We start from the raw sequence: 25,681 nt of genomic DNA on the forward strand, positions 1-25,681 counted from the left end.
AGGGTAACCCCTCGCCGCAGCGGACGGACCGGAGTGTCCGTCCGCTGAGACGGATACTCCGGTCCGTGGGACGGTCGTCCCCTGGTCACGGCTCCGGGGCCGACCTGACCACGGCCCCGGAGCCGGGCGTGTCAGCCGGTGAGCCGGACCGGGTACGCCTGGAGATCGTTCTGGGTGAGCACCGGCATGTTGCGCAGCTCGCGGTCGGGCACGGCCGGCGCCAGGGCCGGGAAACGTGCGAACAACGCCGGCAGCGCGATCCGGGCCTCCAGCCGGGAGAGCGCGGCCCCCGGGCAGATGTGCGGGCCGTGGCCGAACGTCAGGTGCCGGATCGGGGTGGGCCGGGTGATGTCGAAGAGGTGAGCGGACGGGCCGTGCTGGTCCTCGTCCCAGCCGATGGCCCGGTACGAGATCACCAGACCGTCCCCCCGGGGGATCACCGTGCCGGCGATCTCGATGTCCTCGGTGGCGAACCGCATCAGCAGATGCGTGGTCGGGGTGTTCCAGCGCAGCGTCTCCTCGATCACCGTCTCCCAGGAGACCTCGCCGGCGAGGACCAGGGCGAGCTGGTCGGGGTGGGTGAGCAGGGCACGCACCGCGTTGACGATGAGACTGATGGTGGTCTCGTGACCGGCCGCGACCATCGCCTTGAGGTTGCCGACCACCTCCTCGTCGGTCAGCGGCTCCCCGCCCTCGTCCGCGAGGATCAGGGCGCTGGTCAGGTCGTCGCCGGGGGCGGCCTTCTTCTCGGCGACCACCCCGGTGAAGAACTCGTCCAGCTCCGCGATGACGGCGAGCCGCTCCGCCTGCGGGGTCAGCATGCTGAAGAAAGCCTTGTACAGCTCGTGCAGCCGGGCGTGGTGGGCGGCGTCCACCCCCATCAGCTCGCTGATCACCGTCATCGGGAGCGGCAGCGCGAACACCGACTTCAGGTCCACCGGCGCGCCGTCCGCGCCCGCCGCCGCCAGTTCGTCGAGCAGCTTCTCGGTGATCCCCTCGATGACCGGACGCAGGTTCTCCAGCCGGCGCGGGGTGACCGCCTGGGCGGTCTTGGTGCGCAGCCGCCGGTGCTCGGCACCGTCCGTGTTGAACATGCTGCGGTCGACGTCGATCATGCCGATCAGCGGCCAGTCGCGGGTGACCTCGCCCCGCTGCCAGGCCCCCCAGGCGTTGATGTCCTTGACCAGCCGGGCGTCGGTCAGCAGGGCGCGGGCCTCGGCATGCCGGGTGACGGTCCAGGCGGGGACACCGAGCAGCTCGATGCGGGTGAGCGGTCCGGCCTCGCGCAGCCGGAGGGTCTCCCCGGTGAGGTCCTGCACCAGCGGGTCGATGGCGAGGGGGCCGGTGCCGCCGGCGGGCGGTGTGACGGGGCAGCTCATCGGTGGCCTCCGACAGCGGGGGTGGGAGTGAACCGGACCGGCAGACTCGACATCCCCCGCAGGAACGGGGACGGCCGCCGGGCGAGGGTCCGGGCCGGAACGGCCAGGTCGGTGTCCGGGAGCCGGTCGAGCAGGACTTCGATGCCGGTCCGGGCGATGACCTCGGCGATCTCCTGGGCCGCGAACGGGCAGCGGAACTCGCCGTGGCTGAACGAGAAGTGCGCGCTGTTGCCGCCCGTGAACCCGGTGGCCGAGGGGCCCTGGTGCACCTGCGGGTCACTGTTGGCGCCGGCCAGGCCGAGCAGCAGCAGGTCGCCGGAGCGGATGTGCCGGCCGCCCAGCTGGGTGTCGCGGGCGGCCCAGCGGCCGGCCAGGATCTGGGTGGGGGTGTCCTCCCAGAGGACTTCGTTCATGGCTTCGGCGACGCTGTGCCGGCCGCCGCTGAGTGAGGCGGCGAAGCGGTCGTCGGTGAGCATCAGCCGCAGCGAGTTGCCGATCCAGTCGACGGTGGGCAGGTGACCGGCGGCCGTGAGAGCCATCAGGTCGAGTGCGTACTCCTCGTCGGTGAACGGCTCCGGGTGGGCGAGCATCCGGGAGGCGACGTCCGCTCCCGGGCGGGCCCGCTTGGCGGCCACCAGCTCCTGCATCCGCGCGCCGAAGTACTGGTGGGCCTCCAGCGCGTCGGCACCGCCGTCGGCCAGGGCGTTGAGGGCCCGCGCCAGACCGGGGCCCTCGGCGTCCGGGAACCCGAATATCCGGGCGAGGACCAGCACCGGCAGCAGCTTGGCGTAGTCGTTGACGAGCTCGGCCTCCCCGTTGCTGCAGAAGGCGTCGATCAGGGCGTCGGCCAGCTGCTCGGCGGTCCGGCGCAGCTCGAACGGGTCGACGCCCTCCAGCGCACTGCCGACCATGGCGACGTGACGCTGGTGCTCGGCACCCACCGTGTAGTAGATGGACGGCTGCCGTTGCCCGATCATCGGACGCAGCGGCCAGTCCGCCGGGATGTCCGGCCACAGGTTCCACAGCCCGCTGTCCCGGGGGAAGAGCACCGGGTCGCTGGTGACCTGGTGCATCTCGCGGTAGCCGATGACCAGCCAGGCCGGCACCTCACCGGGAAGCTCGACGGGGACGACCGGGCCGTGCTCCAGGCGCATCTCCCGGTAGAGCCCGGCGGGGTCGGTGTGGAAACGCGGTCCGCTGAGCGGCACCGTGCCGGCGTGCGCGGGGCAGCCGGGCGGCGGGCCCGTGGCGGACTCGGGGGAAACGGGGGAGGCGTTCATGAGGCACTGTCCGCGGTCGGTGCGACAGCCGGTGCGGTGAGCCGGACCGGCAATTCGTACAGGTCGTTCTGGGTGACGGCCGGCTTGTTGCGCAGCTCGGTGTCGGGCACGGCCAGGGTCAGCCCGGGGAAGCGGTCGAACAGCGCCGGGAGGGCGATCTGGCCCTCGAGCCGGGACAGCGGGGCACCCGGGCACACGTGCGGCCCGTGGCCGAAGGACATGTGGCGGATCGGTGAGCGGGTGACATCGAAGGCGTCCGCGCTCGGCCCGTGCTGCTCCTCGTCGCGCCCGATGGCCACGTAGGAGGTGATCAGTGCGTCGCCCCGGGGGATCACGGCGCCGGAGATCTCGATGTCCTCGGTGGCGAACCGGATGAGGACGTGCGAGGTGGGGGTGTCCCAGCGAAGTGTCTCCTCGACCACGGCTTCCCAGGAGACCTCGCCGGCGAGGACCAGGGCGAGCTGGTCGGGGTGGGTGAGCAGGGCGCGCACCGCGTTGACGAGGAGGCTGATGGTGGTCTCGTGACCGGCCGCGATCATCAGCTGGAGGGTGCCGACGAGCTCCTCGTCGGTCAGCGGCTCGCCGCCCTCGTCCGCCTGGATCAGGGCGCTGGTGAGGTCGTCGCCGGGGTCGGCCTGCTTGGCGGCCACCACCTTGCTGAACAGGCCGTACAGCTCGGCGAGAACGGCCGGGACCTCCTCCGGCGGGGTCTGGGTGCTGAAGAAGGCGTCGTACAGTTCGCGCAGCCGGGGGTGGTCGGCGGAGTCGATGCCCATCAGTTCGCTGATGACGGCCATCGGGAGGGGGTAGGCGAAGGCGGCCTTGAGGTCCACCGGCTCACCGTCCGCGCCCTGGGCGGCCAGTTCGTCGAGCAGCTGTGCGGTGACCGCCTCGATACCGGGGCGCAGCGCCTCGACCCGGCGGGGGGTGAGCGCCTGGGCGACCTTGGTGCGCAGCCGCCGGTGCTCGGCGCCGTCGACGGTCAGCATGGAGCGGCCCGGGTTGGCGAGCCCGATCAGCGGCCAGTCCTGCGGAATCTCGCCGCGCTGCCAGGCCCCCCACACGTTGATGTCCTTCACCAGCCGGGAGTCCGTCATCAGCTGCCGGGCCTCGGCGTGGCGGGTGACAGCCCAGACCGGCACTCCGCCGGGCAGCTCGACGGGGGCGATCGGCCCGGCGGCCCGCAGCCGGGCGCCCTCCCCGCGCAGGTCCTGGACCAAGGGGTCGAGGGCGATGCGTCCCGGGGCTTCCCGGGACGTCACTGGACAGCTCATGCGGTGCCTCCCACGGCAGGGGTTGGGGTGAACCGGACCGGGAGCTCCGTCAGGCCTCGCAGCCAGGGAGAGGGCCGCCGGACGAGGGTCTGCGCGGGTGTCGCGAGATCGATGTCGGGCAGCCGGTCGAGCAGGACTTCGATGCCGGTCCGGGCGATGACCTCGGCGACTTCCTGCGCCGGGAACGGGCAGCGGTGGTCACCGTGCCCGAACGAGAAGTGGGCGCTGTTCCCGCCGGTGAGACCGCCTTGTTGGGCGGTGCCGGCGTGCTGTGCCTGGTGCACCTGGGGGTCGCTGTTGGCGGCGGCGAGGCCGAGCAGCAGCAGGTCGCCGGTGCGGATGTGCCGGCCACCGAGCCGGGTGTCGCGGGAGGCCCAGCGGCCGGCCACGTTCTGGGTGGGGGTGTCCTCCCAGAGGACTTCGTTCATGGCTGCGGCGACGCTGTGCCGGCCGCCGCTGAGCGAGGCGGCGAAGCGGTCGTCGGTGAGCATCAGCCGGACGGAGTTGCCGATCCAGTCCGCGGTCGGCTGGTGGCCGGCCGCCGACATCACCATCAGGTCCTGGAAGACCTCCTCGTCGGTGAACTCGGCCGGCTGGTGGGCGAGCATCCGGGAGACCACGTCGTGCCCCGGGGCCCGGTGCTTGAGGGCCACCAGCTGCTGCATGGAAACGGCCAGGTGCTGCTGCCCGCGCAGCGCGTCCGGCCCGCCGTCGATCATGTCGTTGAGGGCCTTGGCGAGACCGGGGCCCTCCGCGTCGGGGAAGCCGTAGACGCGGGCGAGCACCAGGATCGGCAGCAGCTTGGCGTAGTCACCGATGATGTCGGTCCGCCCGTTGCCGCAGAAGGAGTCGATCAGGGTGTCGGCCAGCTGCTCGGCGTGGCGGCGCAGGTCGAACGGGTCGACACCGTCGAGGGCGTTGCTGACCATGGCCGACCGCCGCTGGTGCCGGTTCCCGACGGTGTAGAGGATCGACGGCTGCCGGCGCCCGATCATCGGGAGCAGTGGCCAGTCGGCGGGGATGCGCTCCCACTGGTTCCACAGCTCGGAGTCCCGGCTGAACAGCACCGGGTCGCTGGTGACCTGGTGGAGTTCGCGGTAGCCGATGACCAGCCAGGCCGGCACCTCGCCGAGCAGCTCCACCGGGGCCACCGTGCCGTGGTCGCGGCGCATCTCCCGGTAGAGCTCGGCCGGGTCGGTGTGGAAGCGCGGCCCGCTGAGCGGTACGGCGTCCGCGTGCGCGGGACAGCCGGCCGGGTGTGCTCCGCCGGCCAGGTACTGGTCGGTCACAGAGCGGCCTTCCGGGCGGAGGACAGCGAGTGCAGATGCTGGACCAGTTTGATCAGCACCTGCTTGCTGGATTCCCGGGACCGGGCGTCGCAGGCGATCATGGGGACGTCCCCGGAGATGTCCAGTGCCTCCCGGACCGCCTCCTCGCTGTGCGGCGGACCGCCGAAGTCGTTGCGGGCCACGATGAAGGGTGTCCCGTGGTGCTCCAGGCGGTCGATGGCGTACCAGGAGTCGGCGAGCCGCCGGGTGTCCACCAGGACGACCGCGCCCAGGGTCCCGGAGAACAGCCGGTCCCACAGGAACCAGAAGCGTTCCTGTCCGGGCGCACCGAACAGGTAGAGCACGGTCTGCTCGTTGAGACTGATCCGTCCGAAGTCGAAGGCGACGGTCGTCGCCGACTTGCTCTGCACGCCGGACGTGTCGTCGATGTTCTGACCGGCCTGCGTCATCGTCTCCTCGGTGTTGAGGGGACGGATGTCGCTGACGGACCGGACCATCGTGGTCTTGCCCACGCCGAACCCGCCGACAACGACGATCTTGAGTCCGTTGTCGGCGGTGCTGCGCAGCCGGGGCCGCGACTCTTCGGAGCTGTGCACCACAGGGCCTGTGTCAGAGATTGCGGAGTCCAACGAGCACCTGCTCCAGGATGGTGGGGTCGGGTAGTTGCGCCGCGGACGGGGACATCCGTGGGTGGCGGGCGGTGATCCGGCCGGTGTCCAGCAGGTCGGACAGCAGGATCTTCACGATGCTGACGGGCAGCCTGAGGTCGGCGGCGATCTCCACCACCGCTGTCGGGTAGCGGCACATGCGCAGGATCGTGACGTGTTCGGACTGCATTCCCGGCGTGGGGTCGCACTCGCTGACCACGAGGGTGACCAGGTCGAACGCGTCAGAGTCGGACCGGCTGCGACCCCGGGTGAGGGTGTACAGCCGGTCCGGATCGTCGTTCCGGCCGGGGCGGCTCACGCCGTGCCGCCGGCTTCCGTGGCTCGCGGCAGGGCGACGAGGTGCTCGCCGAGCTGCTCCACCAGTTCGTTCATGTTGTGTCCGATGAGGCCGACATCGGCGTCCTCCGTCGCCACCACGGCGAGGTGGGCGCCGGCCCCGGCCTCCACGATGAACAGGATGCCGCCGTAGAACTCGGTCATGGCCTGGCGGACCCCGCCGGAGCCGTTGCCGAACTCGATGGACGCGCCGTGCGAGAGGCTCTGGATGCCCGCCGAGATGGCGGCCAGCTGGTCGGCCTGGTCCTCCGAGAGCTCGGGGGTACGGCAGAGCTTCAGGCCGTCGCGGGACAGGACCAGGGCGTGCCTGGCCCCGGGGGTGCGCTGGAGCAGGCTCTCCAGCAGCCAGTCGAGCGTGCCGACGGCGCCACTGGTCGGCCCGAGGTGTGCCCCCGTGGATGGTGCGGTCATCAGGTTCCGTCCTCCGGATGGGAAGAAGAGGGTGTGTCGGCTGCGGTGTCCCGGCCCTGGACGGCCCGGCGGAACGCGCCGAACCGTGCCGCGGAGGCCGCCGGTGAGTGGGTGGTACCGGGGGAGCCGGCCGAGGGCTGGGGCTTGGGAGTCTGCGGGTGGGCGGAGGCCAGCGTGTGGCCGCGACGCCGCTTCGGCAGCCCGGTGCTGCCGAACTCGGGCAGGTTCTGGGCCGTGTCGTGCCGGGAGGCGTCCGACGGCTCCGGTCCGGCGGTGGTGTGCTCCGCTCCGGAGTGCCCGGGAAAGTCGTCCGAAGGCTGCGCGGGGACACGGACCTCGCCGGTGCGGTGGGACCCGGTGTCGTGCCCGGAGCCGACGGTCCCCGGCAGGGGTGATCCGGCCCCGGGAGCCGGCCGGGCCGGCGTCCGCGGCTGCGGCACCGCCTGCTCCGCGATGCCCCGGGCCGAGGGGCCCTGTTCGGCGGCCCGCGGGACGGTGCCGCTGGTGAGCGGGGCGGCATTATCCGGGATGTACGGCTGCCCGGGCCGCTCCTGCGGTGCCTGCGGGACATTCTGCTGGGGCCGGGTGATGAGCTCCTGAGGGATCCTCACCAGCGCGCCGGTCCCACCGCGGGCGGAGGGCCGGAAGGACACCGACAGGTGGTGCTTCCGGGCGAGACAGCCGACCACGGCGAGGCCGAGCCGGGTGCCGGACAGCGTCGTCAGGTCGAGCGGGGCGGAGGAGACCGCGCGCTCCGCGCGGCGCAGCGCGACGTCCCCCATGACCAGCCCGCTGTCCTCGACCGTGATGATGACGCCTGCCGGGACCTCCTCCACGTACACGTGGACCTCGGCGGTGGGCGGGGAGAAGTTGGCCGCGTTGTCGAGCAGCTCGGCCAGGGCGTGCATGACGCCTTCGGCGGCATGGCCGGCGACCGCGATGTTCGTCGCGGAGTGCAGCCGGATCCGCTGGTAGCCGCTGATCCGGCCCATCGCGCCGCGCAGGACGCTCTCCATGACGATGGGCTTGGCCCACCTCCGGCCGGAGCGGGCGCCGGTCAGTACCGCGATGCTGTCGGCGAGCCGGCCGGCCTGGGCGGTGCGGTGGTCCAGGTGCAGCAGATCACCCAGCACGTCCTGGTCGCTGTGCCGGTGCTCCATGTCCCGCAGGTCCGCCAGCATGCTGGTGGCCAGCGCCTGCATGCGCCCGGCCGCGTTCGCGCAGGCGGCCATGGCGGCGGCCCGGGCCGAGGCTCCACGGCCGACCTCCTCGGCGAGCTGCCGCAGCACCCGGGCGTGGGCGTCGTGCGCGGGCCGTGGAGTGTTCGCGAGCGCGGTGTCCGGCGAGGCGCCGTTCCGCAGCTGACGGACCAGCACCGGTACGGTCTCGTCGGCCAGGTGCCGGACCTGGGCTTCGTGTTCCGCGGCCAGCCGTGCGGTCTCCTGCTCCAGGGCGCCGACGCGCACGCGCAGCAGGGCGGACTTCTGCAGGTGATAGGACGTGACCACGGCGGCGGCGCACAGCAGCAGGGCCGCGGCACCGGCCCCCCAGGCGAGGGGCACCTGGAACGTGGCGGGGGCGGCGTACACCCCCCACAGCGTGGCTGACCCGCTGACGGCTACGGACACCAGCAGGACCAGCAAGGACTGGCGGAGGGGGGGCCGCTCCGTCCAGGGGCGCGCCGGGGGTGTGTGCGCTGATTTCAATCGGAGTCCTCGTGGACGCGTTCGGTGGGACTGGCGGTCGCTGACCGCCTCCCTTCAATTCGGCAACACTATAGGTGAGTTAGCTATCGCTTTGGGTCCGGATCTGTGGCCGTAATGTTTGAACTGTGCAGGCCGGAACACGCGAAGGGCACTTCTCCGGGTGCGTTGTCCGCCCATTCCGTGCAGGAAGGTGCACGCTGGAGGGCATGGGACAGGCACAGGACATGACCGGGCTCGCCGCTGCCCTGCGCGCCACCGTCGCGGGTGACGTGGCGTTCGACACAGCGAGCAGGGCACTGATGACCATGGACGCCTCCAACTACCGGCGGGTTCCGGCCGGGGTGGTCGCGCCCCGCGACGCGGACGATGTGGCGGCCGTTCTCGCCGTCTGCCGGGAACACGGCGTTCCTGTAGTCGCCCGCGGCGGCGGCACCAGCATCGCGGGACAGGCCACCGGCACCGGCATCGTCGTGGACTTCACCCGGTACCTCGACCGCGTCGTCTCCGTGGACCCCGAGCACCGCACCGCCGTGGTCGAGCCCGGCGTCGTCTGCGACACCCTCCGCCGAGCCGCCGCACCGCACGGCCTCACCTTCGGGCCCGACCCGTCCACCCACAGCCGCTGCACGCTCGGCGGCATGATCGCCAACAACGCCTGTGGCGCCCACTCCGTCGCCTGGGGCACCACCGCCGACAACGTGCGGGACCTCGACGTCCTCACCTACCGCGGGGAGCGGGCCCGCCTGGCCCCGGGAGGCGGTGACGTGCCCGGTCAGCTGCGCACCGGCGCCGAGGAACTGGTCGACGCACACCTGTCCGCGCTGCGCACCGGCCTTCCCGACCTGCCGCGCCGCATCTCCGGCTACGCGCTCGACCAGCTGCTCCCGGAAAACCACCGGAACTGGGCCCGGGCCTTCACCGGCAGCGAGGGCACCCTGGGCCTTCTTACCCGGGCGACCGTCCGGCTCGTGGAGCCACCGGCCCACCGGGTGCTGGCCGTCCTGGGCTACACCGACGAGAGCGCCGCCGCGGAGGCCGCGCCGGGACTGCTTCCGCACCGGCCTCTCACCCTGGAGGGGATGGCCGCCGACCTGGTGGGGGCCGGGGCCCGGGCCACCCTCCCGCGCGGCGCGGCCTGGCTGTTCGCCGAGGTCGGCGGGGCCACCGAGGCCGAGGCCGCCTCGGCCGCCCAGGAGCTGTGCCGGGCAGCCGCGCCCGGCGGCACCACCGGCCACGCCGTCGTCGTGCACCCGGCCGCGCAGCGTTCCCTCTGGCTCATCCGGGAGGACGCCTCCGGCACCGCGACCCGCACCGCGGACGGCAGCGAGGCATGGCCCGGCTGGGAGGACTGCGCGGTCCCGCCCGCCCGGCTCGGCGCCTACCTCCGTGACTTCCGCTCCCTGCTCGCCCAGCACGGTCTGCAGGGCCTGCCCTATGGGCACTTCGGGGACGGGTGCATCCATGTCCGCATCGACTTCGACCTGCTGACGGACCGGGGCATCGCCCGCTTCCGCACCTTCTCCGAGGAGCTGGCCGAGCTCGTCGTCGCCCACGGCGGCTCGCTGTCCGGCGAACACGGGGACGGTCTGGCCCGCGCCGAACTGCTGCCGAAGATGTACGGCCCCGAGCTGGTCGGTGCCTTCCACGCCTTCAAGGACCTGTGGGACCCCGACAACGGGCTGAACCCCGGTGTGCTCGCCCGCCCCGACCGCCTCGACGCACACCTGCGGTTCGCCCCCCTCCCCGGCAAGCCGGTCGAGGTCGCCTTCGGCTACCCGGACGACCACGGCGATTTCTCCGCCGCGGTGCGCCGCTGCGTCGGCATCGCGAAGTGCCGCAACACCAGCGCGGGCTCGGGCGTCATGTGCCCCTCCTACCGGGCCACCGGGGAGGAGCGGCACTCCACTCGCGGCCGGGCCCGCCTGCTGCACGAGATGCTCGCCGGCGAGATCGTCACCGACGGATGGCAGTCCCCGGAGGTGCACGAGGCGCTGGACCTGTGCCTGTCCTGCAAGGGCTGCCGCAGTGACTGCCCGGTCGGCGTCGACATGGCCACCTACAAGGCCGAGTTCCTGCACCACCACTACGCCGGCCGGCTCCGTCCGAGGGCGCACTACGCGATGGGCCGGCTGCCCGAATGGCTGCGGCTGACCGCCGCGCTCCGGCTCACCACCGCCGCCAACCTCGCCGCCCGGATCCCTCCGCTGGCAGCGCTGGCCAAGCAGATCGGCGGCCTCGCACCCGAGCGCGCCATCCCACCGCTGGCCCCGGTGCCGTTCACCCGCGCCCGGTCCCGCCGGCCTGTCGACTCCGGGGGAGGCCCCGGGGTCGTGCTGTGGCCGGACACCTTCACCAACTACCTGTCACCGGAAGCCGGGCACGCCGCCGAACGGGTGCTGGCCGATGCCGGCCTGCGCACCACCGTGCCGCCCGAACCCGTCTGCTGCGGCCTCACCTACGTCTCCACCGGCCAGCTCGACCGGGCCCGCGCCGTCATGCGCCGCACCCTGGACCGGATCGAACCCGCCCTCGACGCCGGCCTGCCCGTCACCGTGCTGGAACCGCCCTGCGCGGCGGCGCTGCGCACGGACGTCCCCGAGCTCCTCCCCGACGATCCACGGGCCGCGCGGCTGGCCGCCGCCACCCGCACCTTCGCGCAGACTCTTCAGGAATACGCCCCCGACTGGACCCCGCCTCGCATCGACCGTCCCGTGGCCGGCCAGACCCATTGCCACCAGCACGCCGTGATCGGTGAGGCCGCCGACCGCCGGCTGCGCGAGCGGGCCGGTCTCACCGGCGACCTCTCCGCGGGCTGCTGCGGGCTGGCGGGCAACTTCGGCTTCGAGAAGGGCCACTACGAGGTCTCCGTCGCCTGCGCCGAGGACGTGCTGCTCCCGGCCGTGCGCAGCGCACCCGAGGGTGCCGAGCTCCTCGCTGACGGCTACTCCTGCCGGACCCAGCTGGACCAGCTCGGCGGCCACCGGGCCCGCCACCTCGCGGAACTCCTCGCCGACCACCTCCGGGGGTGACGGGTGGGCGGCGAAAGCTGACCCGGAGGTCGTGCGACCGGCGGCGGACCCGGAGGGCGGAGCCGGCGCGCACCGGCCCGCCCCGGGGGCCCGTCGGAAATGTGGCAGGGATTGGGCAGTCTGCCGTGCAGGGGGCGGCCGTGTCGTTGATCATGGAACCGCCCGGGTCACCCGGGCGGCGCCGGGCGGCCGGCAGACGGCCGGCGCGGTTCCTCCCCTTCCACCGAGAGGCAGCTTCATGCCCGCCACCCCTCTCGTGCGGCGGACGCACGAGCGAGGCATCAGCGTCCTGACACTCGACTCACCGCACAACCGCAACGCCCTTTCCGGCCGCCTGGTCGAGGAGCTGCTCGGCCAGGTGGCGTCCGCCGCCCGCGATCCGGAGATCCGGGCGGTTCTGCTCACCCACACCGGCAGCACGTTCTGCGCCGGTGCCGACCTCCGCGAGGGCGGCACCCCGCAGGATCTGGTCGGCCTGCTGCGCGCCCTCGTGGAGTGCGTCAAGCCCGTGGTCGCCTGCGTCACCGGGCACGTCCGGGCCGGCGGCCTCGGTCTGCTGGGGGCCTGTGACATCTCCGCCGCAGGGCCCGGGGCGACCTTTGCCTTCACCGAGGCCCGGATCGGTGTCGCCCCCGCAGTGATCTCGCTCCCGCTGCTGCCCCGTCTCGCCCCCCGGGCAGCCGCCCGGTACTACCTGACCGGAGAGACCTTCGACGCGGCGGAGGCGGCCCGCACCGGGCTGGTCACCCTGGCCGCCGACGACCCCGAGGCCGCGCTCGGCCCCGTCCTCGACGGCCTGCGCCGCAGCTCCCCGCAAGGTCTCGCGGAATCCAAGCGGCTCCTCACCGCGAGTCTGCTGCACGGCTTCGACCAGGACGGAGAGGCTCTGGCCGGGCTCTCCGCCCGGCTGTTCAGCACCCCGGACGCGCAGGAAGGCATCGCGGCCTTCCTCGAGCGGCGGGATGCCGCATGGGTGCGGTGAGCGCCCCCCAGCAGGACCGCAGCCGGGCCACCCGTCGCCGGCTGCTGGAGGCAGCGGTGGTGTGCCTCGCCGAGCGCGGCTGGGCCGGCAGTACCGTCAGCGTGGTCGCCGGGCTCGCCGGGGTCTCCCGCGGCGCTGCCCAGCACCACTTCCCGACCCGCGAGGACCTGTTCACCGCAGCGGTCGAATACGTCGCCGAGGAACGTTCGGCCGCACTCCGGGAGCTGCCCCCGGCGGGCGACACCCGTGCGGCGGTGAGCAGCCTCGTCGCCCTTTGCACCGGGCCGCTCTTCCGGGCGTCACTCCAGCTGTGGGTGGCGGCGTCCCGCGAGCCGTGGATGCGGGAGCGGGTCACGGACCTGGAGGGCAGGATCGGCCGGGAGACCCACCGCACGGCCGTCGGGCTGCTCGCCGCCGACGAGAGCGCCCCCGGCGTCCCCGAGACAGTGCAGGGGCTGCTAGAAATGGCCCGCGGCCTGGGCCTCGCCACCCTGCTCAGCGACGACAGCGTGCGCCGGGAACGGGTCGTCGCCCAGTGGGCACGAATCCTTGACGAGGCCCTGGCCGTTCAGTCGCGGTAGCCGTCGACCTCCTGCGGGCTGCGGGGCCCCGGGCCCACGTAGCGCGCGGAGGGCCGCACCAGCCGGCCGGTGCGCTTCTGCTCCAGGATGTGCGCGGACCAGCCGGCGGTCCGGGCGCAGGTGAACATCGAGGTGAACATGTGCGCCGGGACCTCCGCGAAGTCCAGCACGATCGCCGCCCAGAACTCCACGTTGGTGGCCAGCACCCGGTCCGGACGGCGGCTGTGCAGCTCGTCCAGCGCGGCCCGCTCCAGGGCCTCGGCCACCTCGAAGCGCGGCGCGCCGAGCTCCTTGGCCGTGCGCCGCAGGACCCGCGCCCGCGGGTCCTCCGCGCGGTAGACGCGGTGTCCGAAGCCCATGAGGCGCTCGCCCTGGTCGAGCTGCCGCTTGACGTACGCGGAGGCGTCGCCGGTGCGCTCGATCTCCTCGATCATGCCCAGGACCCGGGACGGCGCGCCACCGTGCAGCGGACCGGACATCGCGCCGACCGCACCGGACAGCGCCGCGGCCACGTCCGCACCGGTGGAGGCGATCACCCGGGCGGTGAAGGTGGACGCGTTCATCCCGTGCTCCGCGGCGGACGTCCAGTAGGCGTCCACGGCCTTCACGTGGCGCGGGTCGGGCTCGCCGCGCCAGCGCCGCATGAAGCGCTCGACGATGCTGTCGGACCGGTCGATCTCCTGCTGCGGCACCATCGGGAGGGACCGGCCGCGCGCAGACTGGGCGACGTAGCTGAGTGCCATGACCGCGGCCCGGGCCAGGTTGTCCCGCGCCTCCTCGGCGCTGATGTCGAGCAGAGGTTTCAGCCCCCACACGGGAGCGAGCATGGCCAGCGCGGACTGCACATCGACCCGGATGTCCCCGGAATGCACGGGTAGCGGGAAGGGCTCGGCGGGCGGCAGGCCGGGATTGAACGAGCCGTCGACGAGCAGACCCCAGACGTTGCCGAAGGACACCTCACCGACCAGGTCCTCGATGTCCACACCGCGGTAGCGGAGGGCGCCTCCCTCCTTGTCGGGTTCGGCGATCTCCGTCTCGAACGCGATGACTCCCTCGAGCCCGGCTACGAAATCGGACATCAGGCGGCTCCTCGTAATGCGGTCGGCAGGAAGCTGTGGCAGCACCGGGACGGCAGGATTCTGCTCCGCACCCGATGATGACGGGATGCCCGGCGTCCCCGCCGGTCACCCCGTAACGGCCGTCACAGCACCGACGGCGGTGGCGGCACTGTGTTCGGTACGTCGTGGCGGTCACCTTAACCGCGGGTGTACAGAACCCACAGCAGACGGCCCGGAAACCTCGTGGTCCCGCCACTGTCAGCTGTATGTTGCAAGATAAGCCCCGTGCCCCACGCCGACAACGCCGATGCCGCCGACCGCGCGGCCCCCGCTCCCGCCCCCTCCGATGCCCTCTCGGGCCTCGACCCGGCCGAGATGCGCGCCCATTACCGTGCCACCGGGCTGGCCGAGGAGTCCATGGCCGCCGACCCCTTCCGGCAGTTCCAGCGCTGGTTCGCCGATGCCTCCGCCGGAGGGCTGCACGAGCCGAACGCGATGATCCTCGCCACCGCCGACGCGGCCGGGCGGCCCAGCAGCCGCACGGTGCTGCTCAAGAAGTACGACGACCGCGGCTTTGTCTTCTTCACCAACTACGCCTCCCGCAAGGGCCGGGAGATCGAGGTGAACCCGCACGTGTCGCTGCTGTTCCCGTGGCACGGGATCGCCCGGCAGGTCATCGTGTCCGGCGCCGCCGCACGCACCGGCCGGGACGAGACCGCCGCCTACTTCCGCACCCGGCCGCACGGCTCCCAGCTGGGCGCGTGGGCCAGTGAGCAGTCCTCCGCGGTCGCGTCCCGCGCCGAGCTGGACCGCCTGTACGAGGACCTGGCACGCCGCTACCCGGAGGGCGAGGACATCCCGGCCCCGCCCCAGTGGGGCGGATACCGGGTCCGCCCGGAGGCCGTGGAGTTCTGGCAGGGCCGCGAGAACCGCCTGCACGACCGTCTGCGGTACGTCCGGAAGGAGGCCGGCGGCTGGGCGGTGGAGCGGCTGTGCCCCTGAGGGCGGGCCGCTCTCCGCGGGCCGGCCGAGCCGGAGCCCCGGGGGCCGGGAGCGGCGGCCCGGGACGCAGACGATCCGCGGACCATGGTCCCCCAGCTGACTGGGAGAGCCGGCCGGACAATACCGGCGGCCCGCGGATCGGGTGACTGCTTGGGATTGGCCCGGCGGTGCCGGCGCCGCGCAGTGCGGGACAGCGACCGCTAGGCCGCAGCCACCTCACTTGTCCGGATGTCACTCATCTACCGAACCACCTCCCTTCTCGTGTACCTGAACCGTACGATCCCGGGCGCCGGTCGGACAAGGGGATTTTTTCCGGGCCGCCGGGCGCACCTCCACAGAGATGTTCGGTCGAACCCGGTGTGACTCCTGTCACGATGGCGTTGAATGGGGTGCGCGACGGCAGCACAGCGCACGCACATCCAGCCCGGGGGTTCCAGGTGACCATGCACTCAGAGGCACATCGCCCGGCCCGCACCGCCCGCGTCACGGGGCCGGGTGCGGCCGATCACGACCTGCTCACCACGCTGCTCGGCGGGATGGACTCCGCGCTTCTCGCGGTCGACACCGCCGGGCGGATCACCCACTGGAACGACGAGGCCGAGCGGATGCTCGGCTGGACACGCGCGGAGGCGGTGGGCCGGGCCGGCCTGGGTGGCTGGGCGGTGCGGGACGCCGACGCCGCCGACGTGGGTTCCCGGCTGCTGGCGGCAGCCGGTGCTCCGGCCCGGCGGCAGGTCGAGGAGTTCCCGCTGGTGCGCAAGGACGGCGTGCGGGTGCTGGTCAGGGCCCAGGTGAGCGCGGTGAGCGAACCGGGTGGCCGGCCGGCGGGGGCCTACTGCGTCTTCAGCGAGGTCCACCGGCAGCTCGCGCTGGAGCGCACTGTCGCGCTGAGCGAGGCACTGCTGGGCGACTCCCCCTGGGCCGTGGTCCTGGTGGACGCCGATCTGCGCACCGTGTCCGTCAACGAGCAGGCCACCCGCGCGCTCGCGGTCTCCGCCGTCGACATGCTGGGCGAGCCTCTCGCGGAGTTCTTCGACAGCGGGCTGGAGGAGCTGGAGAGCGCGCTCGAACACGCGCTGGCCGGTCACCCGCAGGACGGGCCGGTGGAGCTCTGGGTCACGCTGCACGACGACGGCTCCTACGAGGACTCGCTCGGGGAGGAACGCGGTGGGCTGCCCGGCGGCCGCCGCCGCTGCTGGCTCAGCGGCTTCCTGCGGCTGGGCTCCCCGTTGTCCACCGAGGCGTCTCCGCTGGGGGTGGCCTGGGTGTTCCAGGACGTCACCCGGCCGCGCCGGTCCGCGCGGGAAGCAGCCAGGCAGCGGTTCCGGGACAGCCAGCTGAACCGCGCCACGCGCGCCGCGGCGGACTGCGAGGAGCCGCTGGACGCCGCCGCGCTGCATCTGGAGTTCGCGCTCGCCGGGTTCGCCGAGCACGCCCTGCTCGACCTCCGAGCGCCGGGGCGGTCCGGTGACCGGGAGGCCGCGGACAGCCGGGAGCACCCCGGCGGTACCTCCGCCGGGGCCGGGCGGCCGGAGTTTCCGGAGCATCCCGAGGACCCGGGCCCGGAGCGGAGGCTGGTCCGGGTGGCCGAGGCGCCGGGTGCGGCCTGCGGCAGCGCCGTGACTCCGGGTGTCCCGGTGCGGTACCGGCCGGGCCATCCCGCGGTGCAGGCCCTGGAGCGCGGGGTGCCGGTGCGGGCCACGGCCGGGGCCTCGCTCACCGCCGACCCGGCCGGGCCGGTCCTGCGGCCGGAGTGGGCGGCCGAGCACCAGTGGCCCCTGGAGGCGGAGCACGCCCTGTGCGTGGTGCTGCGCAGCCGCGGCCGGAACCTGGGCGTGGTGACTTTTCTGCGCGGGGCTCGCCGGCGCGGCTTCGACCGCGCGGACGTGACGTACGCGGAGGACGTGGGGCTGCGCATCGCCGCCGCGGTGGATCTGGACTCCGCCGGGCATTCCCGGCCCCGGCCGCCCGGCCCTCGCTGACGCCCCCGCCGCCCCGGTCCGCCGGGTCAGCGCTGCCAGAGGATCCGGTCGCCGTGGGCGGCGACGACCTCACGGTTCCATTCGATGCCGCCGTCCACATTGCCCGAGCGCAGCATGGGCGGCGCGATGCCCCGTTCCGCCAGCTCGCCCGCGGCGGTGGCCACCACGGCTTGCAGGAGGGCGGAGGTGACGACGGTGGAGGCGGGGCCGAAGGGCGCGCCGACGCGCGCGTCGGCCAGCTCGGCGTCCCCCACCGGGATCTTGCTGTCGAGCACCAGGGTGCAGTGATCCTTGAGGAAGCCGCCCGAGGGGTGTCGTGAGGAGGTGTGCGCGGCGTAGGCCACCGAGGTGACCCCGATCACGGTGAGGCCGCGGGCCCGGGCGTGCTCGGCCATCTCCACGGGCAGCACGTTGCGGCCGGAGAGCGAGATGATCACCAGCAGGTCACCGGCCCGGGCGGGGCTGCTGTCGAGGGTGGCCCGGGCGAGTCCGCCGACCCGTTCCAGCGCGCTGCCCAGCGTGGCCGGGCGTACGTCCACGCCGGTGGTTCCGGGCACGGTGAGCAGGTTCATCAGGGCGAGGCCGCCCGCCCGGTAGACGAGGTCCTGGGCCGGCAGCGAGGAATGCCCGGCGCCGTAGGCGAACAGCCGGCCGCCCGCGGTGACGGTGTCGGCGATCAGGGAGCCGGCCCGGGCGATGTTCCCGGCCTCCTCGCGGCGGACCCGCTCCAGCAGTCCGGTGGCGGCGTGGAAGAACTGGTCCGCGAGCGATTCCTGGCTCATCCGGGCGGTCTCCTCGGGTTGGTGGCTGCGTCAGCGGGAGCTGCCGCGGGACACGGTGAGGTCTGGACCAGTGTGCTGTCAAGGGGGTGACCGGCCCGGGTGGGGGTCCTTACTGCCGGGCGGGGCGGGGTCGGTCGGCCCCGCGATACGTCAGAATTGGGGTCAGGGCCACCGCAAGAGATATCGAGGGGCACTTATGTCCGGACTCATCGACACCACCGAGATGTACCTCCGCACCATTCTGGAGCTGGAGGAGGAAGGCGTGGTCCCGATGCGTGCCCGCATCGCGGAGCGGCTCGAACAGAGCGGTCCGACGGTCAGCCAGACCGTCGCCCGTATGCAGCGTGACGGCCTGCTCACCGTGGCCGGTGACCGTCATCTGGAGCTCACCGAGGAGGGGCGGCGACTGGCCCAGCGGGTCATGCGCAAGCACCGGCTCGCGGAGTGCCTGCTGGTCGACGTGATCGGCCTGGAGTGGGAGAAGGTGCACGCCGAGGCCTGCCGGTGGGAGCACGTGATGAGCGAGGAGGTGGAACGCCGGGTGCTCGAGCTGCTGAACCACCCCACCGAATCGCCCTACGGCAATCCGATTCCCGGCCTGGCCGAGCTGGGGGAGAAGGGCGAGCCGGACCCGTTCCTGGAGGAGGGGATGGTCGCGCTCTCGGACCTGGATCCCGATGGTGGGAAGACGGTCATCGTGCGCCGGATCGGCGAGCCGATCCAGACCGACGCGCAGGTCATGCACACGTTGCGGCGGGCCGGAGTGCAGCCGGGTGCCTCGGTGAGCGTGACGGCGGGGGCCGGTGGCGCGGTCCAGGTGGGAAGCGGAGGAGAGGCCGCCGAGCTGGAGGCGTCGGTGGCGATGCACGTCTTCGTCGCCAAGGGCTGAGGAGGCCCGGGTGGTGGCGGGGTGATCCGTGCGCGGGTTGTCGGGGCGCGGGGCCGGCCGCCGCGGGCGGCCGGCCCCCGTCCCGCCCCCTGCGGTGACCCGGAGCCCCGAGCTCTCTGGGCCGCTGCCCCTCCTGTCGGTTGTCTCCCCACGCCGCAGCCGCACAACCCTTGAGTGTTGTCACTCGTAGGGGGGATATTGGGCCGCAGAACCCTCTGTTCGAATGTACTTTCGATAGTCGGTCTCTGTAGCGTTCGGGTGGTCGGGTGGGGCGAACGGAAGGGGGTCGTGGCGCGTGGATCGACAGCGTGAGGTCGTGGGGCACGGCGGGGTGCGGCTCGTGGCCACGGAGTTCGGCGGGGTGTCCCCGGGCCCGGGGGTGGAGCGCCCCGATGTCCTGTTACTGCATGGCCTCATGGGGTGCTCGTCGCACTGGGCGGAAGCTGCCGTCCGGCTCTCCCCCCGGTACCGCGCCGTCGCCCTGGACCAGCGGGGCCACGGGGCCAGCGACAAGCCGGAGGACGGTCCGTACGACCGTGACGCCTTCGTCGCCGACGTGGAGGCCGCGGTCGAGCAACTCGGTCTGGCGCCGGTGGTGCTGATCGGCCATTCGATGGGCGCGCTGACGGCCTGGCAGCTCGCAGCCCGGCGCCCCGACCTGGTGGCCGCCGTGGTGATCTGCGACATGCGGGCCTCGGCGCTGGGCGCCCGCTCGCAGCAGAAGTGGGAGGAGTGGTTCGACGGTTGGCCGCTGCCGTTTCCCTCCCGGGCTGCGGCCCGGCTCTGGTTCAGTGAGCTGGATCCCTCGCTGGACGGGACCCACCCCTCCCGGGGTGCCTTCCACGCGGACACCATGGTGCGGCGGGCGGACGGCTGGCGTCCGGTGTTCTCCCGGCGTCAGATGCTGATGGCCCGGGAGGGTTGGGTGCACGACGCGCACTGGGAGGAGCTCGCCCAGGTGCGCTGCCCGGCTCTGGTGGTCCGCGGCCTCGACGGTGAGCTGGGCCGGGCCGAGGCCCAGGAGATGGTGCGGGTGCTGCCCCGGGGCCGGTACGCCGATGTCCCGGACGCCGGGCATCTGGTGCATCACGACCAGCCGGCGGCGTGGCATGAGATCGTGGATTCCTTCCTGCGGGAAGCCCTGCCGGGCTGAGGCGGGCGGGGGACATGAGACACGACGGCACTCAGTGCCGAGGGGGAAGTCCGATGCAGCTGAGAACAAGGACTGTTGGTGCGATTGCCGCGGCGGCGGCGCTGATGAGCGTGACCGCGTGCGGCGGCTCGGGCGGTGCGCTCCAGGAAGCTCTGGCGAGCGGTGCCGCGGAGAAGTCCGCGGACCAGGAGGACAACGGGGAAGCGGAGAACGGCGCCGAGGACACCGAGGACACCGAGGACACCGACGGTGCCGACGATGCCGAGGTCCCGGAGCTCGCGGAACGGGAGGCGTCGGAGATCGCCGAGCTCGCGCTGGATGCCCTGCACGCGGTCGACTCCGTGCGGATATCCGGCAGCGGGACCACGGACGACGGCGAGCTGGACATGGACCTGCACATCGACCGGGAGGGCAACTGCGCGGGCGAGCTCGGCTTCGTGGAGCAGGGTTCCTTCGAGATCATCGTCAGCGGCGACCAGGTCTGGATGAAGCCGGACGCCGATTTCTGGCGGTACAGCGTCGGTGGTGCGGAGGGTGAACTGGCCGCCCAGGAGCTCGACGGCAAGTACATGTACGGAACGACGGACGATCCGGAGCTGGCCGGGGCGGCCGAGATGTGCGATCTCGACGCGCTGCTGGCGGAGTTCGACCTCAGCACGAGCGGCAACCGGATGTCCAAGGGCCCGGAGACCGTCCACCGGGGCACACCCGTCATCACCGTCGTGGAGAAGCCCTACATCGGGGAGGAGGCGACGATGCTGGTGGCCACCGACGGGGAGCCGTACCCGCTGTACCTCGGGGCGCCTTCCGCCGAGGATTCGTTCGAGCTCGAGTTCAGCGATTTCAACGAGCCGGTTGAGATCGACCCGCCGCCCGCCCGGAGCATCATCGAGGTCTGAGCGGCGGCTCGACGGTGACCCGCGGGGGGAGCCGCGCCCGGCTCGCGCCGGCGCCGCCCCCGCGGGCCACCGGTCCCCCGGAGCTCACTCCCGGCTCACCGCGGCCAGGATCTCCGGCAGCCGGCCGGCGACCCGCGGCGCTGCCAGCCGCAGGCCGAGCCCGGCCAGCAGCAGGCCGTAGCCCATGCCGAGCGGCAGCACGGTCCACATCCAGCCGGGGTGCTGGATGCCCAGCCACACCGCCAGGGCGATCAGCGGGGCACACACCGCTCCACCCGCCAGCGTGCCGCAGAGGAGACTGATCCAGGCCAGCGCGCCCTGGCCGGGCGCCACGTTCTTCATGGCATTGTCCTGCGGGATCGAGTACGGGTACCGCGCCGAGGTCAGCGCACCCGCCCCCATCAAGGCACCCAGCAGCGCCAGGGCGAGCCCGAGAGCCGGGGGCAGCTCCGCCCAGGAGCCGGTGGACGCGGCGGAGATCACCACCACGACGACGGTGAACGGCACGGCGATCAGGCCGAGGGCCAGGGCCCTCGCGCGCAGCTCCACCAGGGCGTCCCGCGAGGTGGTGATGGTCTGCGCGACCAGCCAGAAGGCGCTGTAGTCCTGACCGAACTGGTTGTACATCAGCAGCCCGAGCAGCCCGGCCACCCAGACGACGTGGTAGACACTGGCGCCTCCCTGCACGGCGAACACCACCGGCATCAGCAGCCCCATGCCGAGCGCGGTGACCCAGCCCAGCTTGGTCTTCGGATCCCGTCGGCCGTAGCGCAGGGTGCGCAGCATCACGGTGCCGGTGCGACCGGCAGGCAGCAGGGCGGACGGATCCCCGCCCCGCCAACGGCGCTTCCCAGGGGTCTCACGACCCGGTGCCGCCTCCAGGGTGGAGGAGTCCGGGGACGTCATCAGCCGGGTCAGGGTGCGCTGCCACCACCAGAGAAGCAGGCCGAGCGCTGCCACCGTCGTGGCGAGGCCGAGAAGCGCCGTCCCGTAGGCGCCCTCGCCGGCGGCCCGCACCGCGTCGATCGCGGAGGCCGGCGGCAGCAGCCGCGCGATGTCCGCCATCGTCTGGATCGGGCCGATGTCGCCGGTGCCGGTCATCCGGCTCATGGCGAGGTTGAGGCCCTGAAAACCGAAGGCGATGACCAGTCCGCTGAAGACGGCGAGATCGCGGCCCTTCCGGCTGGTCAGCAGCCGGGCGTTCGCGGCGGCCAGGGCCCGCGCCAGAGTGGTGCACACCAGCAGCACCAGCGGCACCGCGAGGAGGGCGACGGCCGTCCCGGCCGCTCCCCGGGCGGTCCCCAGCGCCGCACCCGTCACGATCAGGACGGTGAACAGCGGTCCGATCCCGATGAGCGAAGCGACGAGCAGGGAGACCATCAGCGGCGTCGGGCGCAGCGGCAGCATGACGAGCCGGCCCGGGTCGAGGGTCTCGTCGCTGCCCCCCACGAACAGCGGCACGAAGGCCCACGCCACGGCCAGCAGGGCCACCAGACTGACCGCCACCGGGGCGATGTGCTGATGACCCCGCAGCGCCAGCAGCAGGACCAGCCCCAGCACGCCGAAGGCCAGCGCGAGCAGGGCGGACGCGACAAAGGCAGCCGACCTGCCCTGGGACTGCCGCAGCCCGTTCCGCAGCAGGGACAGCTTCAGCCGCGCGAAGACGAGGGTGACCGTGGCGGTCGACGGCAGGGGAGCCGCGGCGCCCCCCGAGGCGGCGGGGGAGCCCGACGTCTCCGGGCCCGGGGGGACGGTGGCCGGGCCGGCGCTCACCGGGCACCGCCGCCGAGCCAGTCGAGCTGCGCCCCGGCGGGCCGGTCGTGCGCGCCGACCAACTGCAGGAACGCGCTCTGCAGCGAGTCCGCCTCCCCGCGCACCTCGGCGAGGGTTCCCCGGGCCCGGATGCGGCCCGCGGCGATCACCGCGACCCAGTCGCACAGTGATTCCACGAGCTCCATCACATGGCTGGAGAACACCACCGTGGCGCCCGAGGCGGTGTACCGCTCCAGCACGCCGCGGATGGTCTGCGCCGACACCGGGTCCACTCCCTCGAAGGGCTCGTCCAGGAAGAGGACCTCGGGGTTGTGCAGCAGGGCGGCGGCCAGACCGATCTTCTTCCGCATCCCGGTGGAGTAGTCGACCACCAGCTTGTGCTGGGCGGCCGAGAGATCGAGCACGTCCAGAAGCTGCCCGGTGCGCTGCTCCACCTCGGCGCCCTGCAGGCCGCGCAGCCGGCCGAGGTAGGTGAGCAGCTCGCGCCCGGACAGCCGCTCGAACAGCCGCAGGCCCTCCGGGAGCACGCCGATCCGGGACTTGACGTCCACCGGGTTCTGCCAGACATCCCGGCCGACGATCTCGACCCGGCCGGAGTCCGGGCGCAGCAATCCGGTGATCATGGAGAGGGTGGTGGTCTTCCCGGCACCGTTCGGGCCCACGAGCCCGATGAACCGGCCGGCCGGCAGGTCCAGGTCGATGCCGGAGACGGCGACCTGGTCACCGAAACTCTTCCACAGGCCGCGTACCCGGACGGCCACCGGGCCGACCGGAGTTTCCATTCCTCCGGCCCCGTCCCCCGGGTGTATGCCTTCGTCGTTCGTCTCTGTCGTCTCACCCGCCATGGCACCTCACCCTAGTGCCGCGTCAGCCAGGGTTCACCCTGTCGCGACGCCCGGCCCGGCGCCTCGCTGCGTTGGCCGAAAGCCCGAGCAGGCCCACTGCGAGGGCTTCCGGCCGCCTTGCGACGCACCGCGCCGGACGCCGCTCCTTGACGGGGCCGGTTCGACGGGGGATGTGCCGTGCGGGTCTCGTGGTGCGTATCCGGCGCGGAGGGTGGTCCCGCGCCGTGGCTCACAGGCGGGGCGCATGGATGCATCCGCGGGGGCGTGCGGCATGGGGCCCGGGGCAGTCCGGGCATTGTTCCCTCCGGACGCACTCCACCGGGTCGCAGAGGAGACGCAGATGGCCGCGGGAGCCCCGATTGCCAGACAGCCCAATGAGCGCCTGCTGGGCCTGATCCGGGAGGCGGGGTGCTCCAACGCCGGCCTCGCGCGACGCGTCAACGTGTGTGCCGCGGACCGCGGCCTCACCTTCCGGTACGACAAGACGTCCGTGGCGCGCTGGATCCGCGGGCAGCAGCCACGCGGCCGGGCGCCGGACGTCATCGCCGAGGCGCTGGGCCGGAAGCTGGGCCGGGCGGTGAGCACGGAAGAGATCGGCATGGGGACCTCCCGCCGGCCCGGCTCGACGGCTGGACTGCGGTTCGCCGCGGACCTGCCGGAATGCGTGGAGCTGGCCGGGGCGCTGTGGAGCTCCGACATCGCCCGGCGCGGAAGCTTCGGTGCCGGGCCGTCCGGCGGGGCCGCGGCCGACGTGGCGCCGTCCGCCCTGGTCGAGCCGAGCCGGGACTGGCTGATCACCCCGGTGGACGAACAGGTGGCCAGGGGCTCCGGCCCGCGGGTGGGTCCCGGTGACGTGGACGCCGTGCGGGCCACCACCGAGGCGCTGGTGGCGCTGGACCGGCGATGGGGATCCGGCCACGTCCGCCCGGTGGTCGTGCACTACCTGGACAGCGTCGTGGCCGTCCTCCTCGCGGGTGCCTACCGGGAGTCGGTGGGCCGGGAGCTGTTCGGGGCCGCGGCCCGGCTGACCGAGCTCGCCGGATACATGGCGGTCGACACCGGGCTGCCCGGTCTGGCCCAGCGGTACTACATCCAGGCGCTGCGGCTCTCCCAGGCCGCCGGCGACCGGGGCTTCGGCGGCTACGTGCTGGCCGCGGGGATGAGCCATCTCGCCGCCCGGCTGGGTAATCCGCGTGAGGTGGTGCAGCTGGCGCGGGCCGCCCAGGAGGGCGCCAGAGGCCGGGTCACGCCGCGCGCCGAGACGATGTTCCTGGCCGCCGAGGCCCGTGGCCACGCCCAGCTGGGGGACGGGGAGGCCTGCCGCCGTGCGGCCGGCCGGGCCCTCGCCGCTCTGGAGCGCTGCGCCCCGGAGAGCGACGAGGACCCCCCGTGGATAGGGCACTTCGACGCCGCTTATCTCGCGGACGAGCTGGCGCACTGTCATCTGGAGCTCGAGCAGGGCAGGGCGGCGCAGCAGCGGGCCGGCGAGGCGCTGGCGGGGCACCCGGAGCAACGGGCCAGGCGCCGCGTCATCGGGCTGCTGCTGATGGCCCGGGCGCGGCTGCAGCAGGGTGAGCTGGAGCAGGCCTGTGCCACCGCGTCCGAGGCGGGATCCTTGCTGAGCGGGCTGCGCTCGGGCCGGGGGGCGGAGTACTTCGACGGTTTCCTCGCGGGTCTTGCGCCCCATCAGAAAGAGCGCCCGGTAAGGGAGTTCACCGAGCGTTGGCAGAGCCGGGAAGCCGTGCCGGCCGGCTGACGCGGTTCGCTGACCCTCGAACGGTCCCGTGGCCGACCCGCCGCCGGAGCGGGTACCGTTGCCCGGCGATCAGCGCTGGGCAACGAGGCGCGTGGAGCGCACGAAGCGAACGAGGAGCCGGCCGGTGACGAGCCACAACGGACGCGAGGACGCGCCGCGCGAAGGCGTGGTGCTGCCGTCGAGCGGGGATCCGTGGGGAGCGCCCCGGCGGCCGGAGGAGCCCGCGCCCGCTCCCGCGCCGCCCGCCGGAGTGCCCTGGGGGCAGCACTGGGGTCCCGACCGGCCGGGGGTCCGGGCGGAGCCGCTGGAGGGGTACCGGGCTTCCGGGCAGCCGCAGCAGTCGCAGCCGCCGCAGGGCCGTCGGCCGGCCCCGCGGCACCGGCGGCCGGAGGGCCCGGGACAGGCGGCTCCGGCCGGGCCGCCCCGGCCGGCCGGGGCGCCGCCGGCCCCGCCGCACGGGCCCCCGCCCGCGCCCGGAGCCCCGCCGCGGGCGGAGCTGCCGCGACAGGGTGTGCCGCCCATGCCCGCGGTCCCCCCGCCGGTGCCTCCGGCCTTCCACCAGGAGGCGACGCAGCTCTTCCAGCCGGTGGGGCAGGTGTCTTCGCCG

21 protein-coding genes and 1 pseudogene are annotated in these 25,681 nt (G+C 73.3%); 10 read left to right on the forward strand and 12 right to left on the reverse strand.

The window, feature by feature from the left end:
- Nucleotides 1–131: 131 nt before the first annotated feature.
- The 8 genes from PJ985_RS11305 to PJ985_RS11340 are packed head-to-tail and all read right to left on the reverse strand — an operon-like array spanning nt 132 to nt 8,343.
- Entirely contained in the window at nt 132–1,379 is a 1,248-nt protein-coding gene (locus PJ985_RS11305) for a cytochrome P450 family protein (RefSeq protein WP_271683527.1), read from the reverse strand.
- A complete protein-coding gene (locus tag PJ985_RS11310; protein ID WP_271683528.1) occupies nt 1,376–2,659 on the reverse strand; it encodes a cytochrome P450 in 1,284 nt (427 codons plus the stop codon). Before PJ985_RS11310 ends, PJ985_RS11305 begins: the two co-directional genes overlap by 4 nt.
- A complete protein-coding gene (locus tag PJ985_RS11315; protein ID WP_271683529.1) occupies nt 2,656–3,933 on the reverse strand; it encodes a cytochrome P450 family protein in 1,278 nt (425 codons plus the stop codon). Before PJ985_RS11315 ends, PJ985_RS11310 begins: the two co-directional genes overlap by 4 nt.
- Entirely contained in the window at nt 3,930–5,222 is a 1,293-nt protein-coding gene (locus tag PJ985_RS11320) for a cytochrome P450 (protein WP_443033458.1), read from the reverse strand. Before PJ985_RS11320 ends, PJ985_RS11315 begins: the two co-directional genes overlap by 4 nt.
- Nucleotides 5,219–5,851, reverse strand: a complete 633-nt coding sequence (locus PJ985_RS11325) for a GTP-binding protein (RefSeq protein WP_443033459.1) — start codon at nt 5,849–5,851, stop codon at nt 5,219–5,221. The genes PJ985_RS11320 and PJ985_RS11325 overlap by 4 nt, the downstream gene beginning before the upstream one ends.
- Nucleotides 5,832–6,188 (reverse strand): DUF742 domain-containing protein, encoded by a 357-nt coding sequence (locus PJ985_RS11330; RefSeq protein WP_271683531.1) that lies wholly within the window; start codon nt 6,186–6,188, stop codon nt 5,832–5,834. Before PJ985_RS11330 ends, PJ985_RS11325 begins: the two co-directional genes overlap by 20 nt.
- Entirely contained in the window at nt 6,185–6,637 is a 453-nt protein-coding gene (locus PJ985_RS11335) for a roadblock/LC7 domain-containing protein (RefSeq protein WP_271683532.1), read from the reverse strand. The genes PJ985_RS11330 and PJ985_RS11335 overlap by 4 nt, the downstream gene beginning before the upstream one ends.
- Nucleotides 6,637–8,343 (reverse strand): sensor histidine kinase, encoded by a 1,707-nt coding sequence (locus PJ985_RS11340; RefSeq protein ID WP_271683533.1) that lies wholly within the window; start codon nt 8,341–8,343, stop codon nt 6,637–6,639. Before PJ985_RS11340 ends, PJ985_RS11335 begins: the two co-directional genes overlap by 1 nt.
- Nucleotides 8,344–8,549: 206 nt before the next feature.
- On the opposite strand from PJ985_RS11340, the gene PJ985_RS11345 reads away from it, so the two are divergent.
- The 3 genes from PJ985_RS11345 (at nt 8,550) to PJ985_RS11355 (ending at nt 12,935) form a co-directional block, all read left to right on the forward strand.
- The gene (locus PJ985_RS11345; RefSeq protein ID WP_271683534.1) at nt 8,550–11,372 is read left to right on the forward strand and encodes an FAD-binding and (Fe-S)-binding domain-containing protein; all 2,823 of its coding nucleotides are present in this window, start codon (nt 8,550–8,552) and stop codon (nt 11,370–11,372) included.
- Between the two features lie 238 nt (nt 11,373–11,610).
- A complete protein-coding gene (locus PJ985_RS11350; protein WP_271683535.1) occupies nt 11,611–12,354 on the forward strand; it encodes an enoyl-CoA hydratase family protein in 744 nt (247 codons plus the stop codon).
- Nucleotides 12,342–12,935 (forward strand): TetR/AcrR family transcriptional regulator, encoded by a 594-nt coding sequence (locus PJ985_RS11355; RefSeq protein WP_271683536.1) that lies wholly within the window; start codon nt 12,342–12,344, stop codon nt 12,933–12,935. The genes PJ985_RS11350 and PJ985_RS11355 overlap by 13 nt, the downstream gene beginning before the upstream one ends.
- Here the strand turns inward: PJ985_RS11355 and PJ985_RS11360 are convergent.
- Nucleotides 12,923–14,014, reverse strand: a complete 1,092-nt coding sequence (locus tag PJ985_RS11360; protein ID WP_271683537.1) for a citrate synthase 2 — start codon at nt 14,012–14,014, stop codon at nt 12,923–12,925. The genes PJ985_RS11355 and PJ985_RS11360 overlap by 13 nt on opposite strands.
- 354 nt (nt 14,015–14,368) lie before the next feature.
- Between PJ985_RS11360 and pdxH the strand changes: the two genes are divergently transcribed.
- Both pdxH and PJ985_RS11370 read left to right on the forward strand, forming a co-directional pair.
- A complete protein-coding gene (gene pdxH / locus PJ985_RS11365) occupies nt 14,369–14,995 on the forward strand; it encodes a pyridoxamine 5'-phosphate oxidase (protein WP_271683555.1) in 627 nt (208 codons plus the stop codon).
- A 443-nt stretch (nt 14,996–15,438) separates the two neighbouring features.
- Complete coding sequence (locus tag PJ985_RS11370) at nt 15,439–16,977, forward strand: PAS domain-containing protein (protein ID WP_271683556.1); 1,539 nt, start codon at nt 15,439–15,441, stop codon at nt 16,975–16,977.
- 26 nt (nt 16,978–17,003) lie between these two features.
- On the opposite strand, the gene PJ985_RS11375 is transcribed toward PJ985_RS11370, so the two are convergent.
- On the reverse strand, nt 17,004–17,759 hold the full coding sequence (locus PJ985_RS11375) for an SIS domain-containing protein (protein WP_271683538.1): 756 nt from the start codon (nt 17,757–17,759) through the stop codon (nt 17,004–17,006).
- Nucleotides 17,760–17,955: 196 nt separating this feature from the next.
- On the opposite strand from PJ985_RS11375, the gene PJ985_RS11380 reads away from it, so the two are divergent.
- From PJ985_RS11380 to PJ985_RS11390, 3 genes are all read left to right on the forward strand, one after another.
- Nucleotides 17,956–18,648 carry a metal-dependent transcriptional regulator gene (locus PJ985_RS11380; protein ID WP_271683539.1) on the forward strand — a complete coding sequence of 231 codons (693 nt, stop codon included), beginning with the start codon at nt 17,956–17,958 and terminating at the stop codon, nt 18,646–18,648.
- Between the two features lie 295 nt (nt 18,649–18,943).
- Nucleotides 18,944–19,801 (forward strand): alpha/beta fold hydrolase, encoded by an 858-nt coding sequence (locus PJ985_RS11385; protein WP_271683540.1) that lies wholly within the window; start codon nt 18,944–18,946, stop codon nt 19,799–19,801.
- Between the two features lie 53 nt (nt 19,802–19,854).
- Complete coding sequence (locus PJ985_RS11390; RefSeq protein ID WP_271683541.1) at nt 19,855–20,700, forward strand: hypothetical protein; 846 nt, start codon at nt 19,855–19,857, stop codon at nt 20,698–20,700.
- Nucleotides 20,701–20,784: 84 nt separating this feature from the next.
- Here PJ985_RS11390 and PJ985_RS11395 read toward each other — a convergent pair whose 3' ends face one another.
- Nucleotides 20,785–22,473 carry a transporter gene (locus tag PJ985_RS11395; protein WP_443033460.1) on the reverse strand — a complete coding sequence of 563 codons (1,689 nt, stop codon included), beginning with the start codon at nt 22,471–22,473 and terminating at the stop codon, nt 20,785–20,787.
- Nucleotides 22,470–23,255 carry an ABC transporter ATP-binding protein gene (locus tag PJ985_RS11400; RefSeq protein ID WP_271683558.1) on the reverse strand — a complete coding sequence of 262 codons (786 nt, stop codon included), beginning with the start codon at nt 23,253–23,255 and terminating at the stop codon, nt 22,470–22,472. Before PJ985_RS11400 ends, PJ985_RS11395 begins: the two co-directional genes overlap by 4 nt.
- 403 nt (nt 23,256–23,658) lie before the next feature.
- Here PJ985_RS11400 and PJ985_RS11405 point away from each other — a divergent pair, with 403 nt between their 5' ends.
- Nucleotides 23,659–25,074, forward strand: a complete 1,416-nt coding sequence (locus PJ985_RS11405) for a transcriptional regulator (RefSeq protein ID WP_271683542.1) — start codon at nt 23,659–23,661, stop codon at nt 25,072–25,074.
- Between the two features lie 124 nt (nt 25,075–25,198).
- Nucleotides 25,199–25,681: pseudogene (locus tag PJ985_RS11410) on the forward strand (hypothetical protein); the annotation flags it as partial.

This window comes from Streptomyces sp. ACA25, assembly GCF_028200735.1.
In the GTDB taxonomy this organism is placed as follows: domain Bacteria; phylum Actinomycetota; class Actinomycetes; order Streptomycetales; family Streptomycetaceae; genus Streptomyces.

Bases quoted from the DNA above. Each gene is read 5' to 3' on its own strand.
- PJ985_RS11305 (WP_271683527.1), bottom strand. From the start codon at position 1,379: ATGAGCTGCCCCGTCACACCGCCCGCCGGCGGCACCGGCCCCCTCGCC.
- PJ985_RS11310 (WP_271683528.1), bottom strand. From the start codon at position 2,659: ATGAACGCCTCCCCCGTTTCCCCCGAGTCCGCCACGGGCCCGCCGCCC.
- PJ985_RS11315 (WP_271683529.1), bottom strand. From the start codon at position 3,933: ATGAGCTGTCCAGTGACGTCCCGGGAAGCCCCGGGACGCATCGCCCTC.
- PJ985_RS11335 (WP_271683532.1), bottom strand. From the start codon at position 6,637: ATGACCGCACCATCCACGGGGGCACACCTCGGGCCGACCAGTGGCGCC.
- PJ985_RS11345 (WP_271683534.1), top strand. From the start codon at position 8,550: ATGGGACAGGCACAGGACATGACCGGGCTCGCCGCTGCCCTGCGCGCC.
- PJ985_RS11350 (WP_271683535.1), top strand. From the start codon at position 11,611: ATGCCCGCCACCCCTCTCGTGCGGCGGACGCACGAGCGAGGCATCAGC.
- PJ985_RS11355 (WP_271683536.1), top strand. From the start codon at position 12,342: ATGGGTGCGGTGAGCGCCCCCCAGCAGGACCGCAGCCGGGCCACCCGT.
- PJ985_RS11360 (WP_271683537.1), bottom strand. From the start codon at position 14,014: ATGTCCGATTTCGTAGCCGGGCTCGAGGGAGTCATCGCGTTCGAGACG.
- pdxH (WP_271683555.1), top strand. From the start codon at position 14,369: ATGCGCGCCCATTACCGTGCCACCGGGCTGGCCGAGGAGTCCATGGCC.
- PJ985_RS11370 (WP_271683556.1), top strand. From the start codon at position 15,439: ATGCACTCAGAGGCACATCGCCCGGCCCGCACCGCCCGCGTCACGGGG.
- PJ985_RS11375 (WP_271683538.1), bottom strand. From the start codon at position 17,759: ATGAGCCAGGAATCGCTCGCGGACCAGTTCTTCCACGCCGCCACCGGA.
- PJ985_RS11380 (WP_271683539.1), top strand. From the start codon at position 17,956: ATGTCCGGACTCATCGACACCACCGAGATGTACCTCCGCACCATTCTG.
- PJ985_RS11390 (WP_271683541.1), top strand. From the start codon at position 19,855: ATGCAGCTGAGAACAAGGACTGTTGGTGCGATTGCCGCGGCGGCGGCG.
- PJ985_RS11400 (WP_271683558.1), bottom strand. From the start codon at position 23,255: ATGGAAACTCCGGTCGGCCCGGTGGCCGTCCGGGTACGCGGCCTGTGG.
- PJ985_RS11405 (WP_271683542.1), top strand. From the start codon at position 23,659: ATGGCCGCGGGAGCCCCGATTGCCAGACAGCCCAATGAGCGCCTGCTG.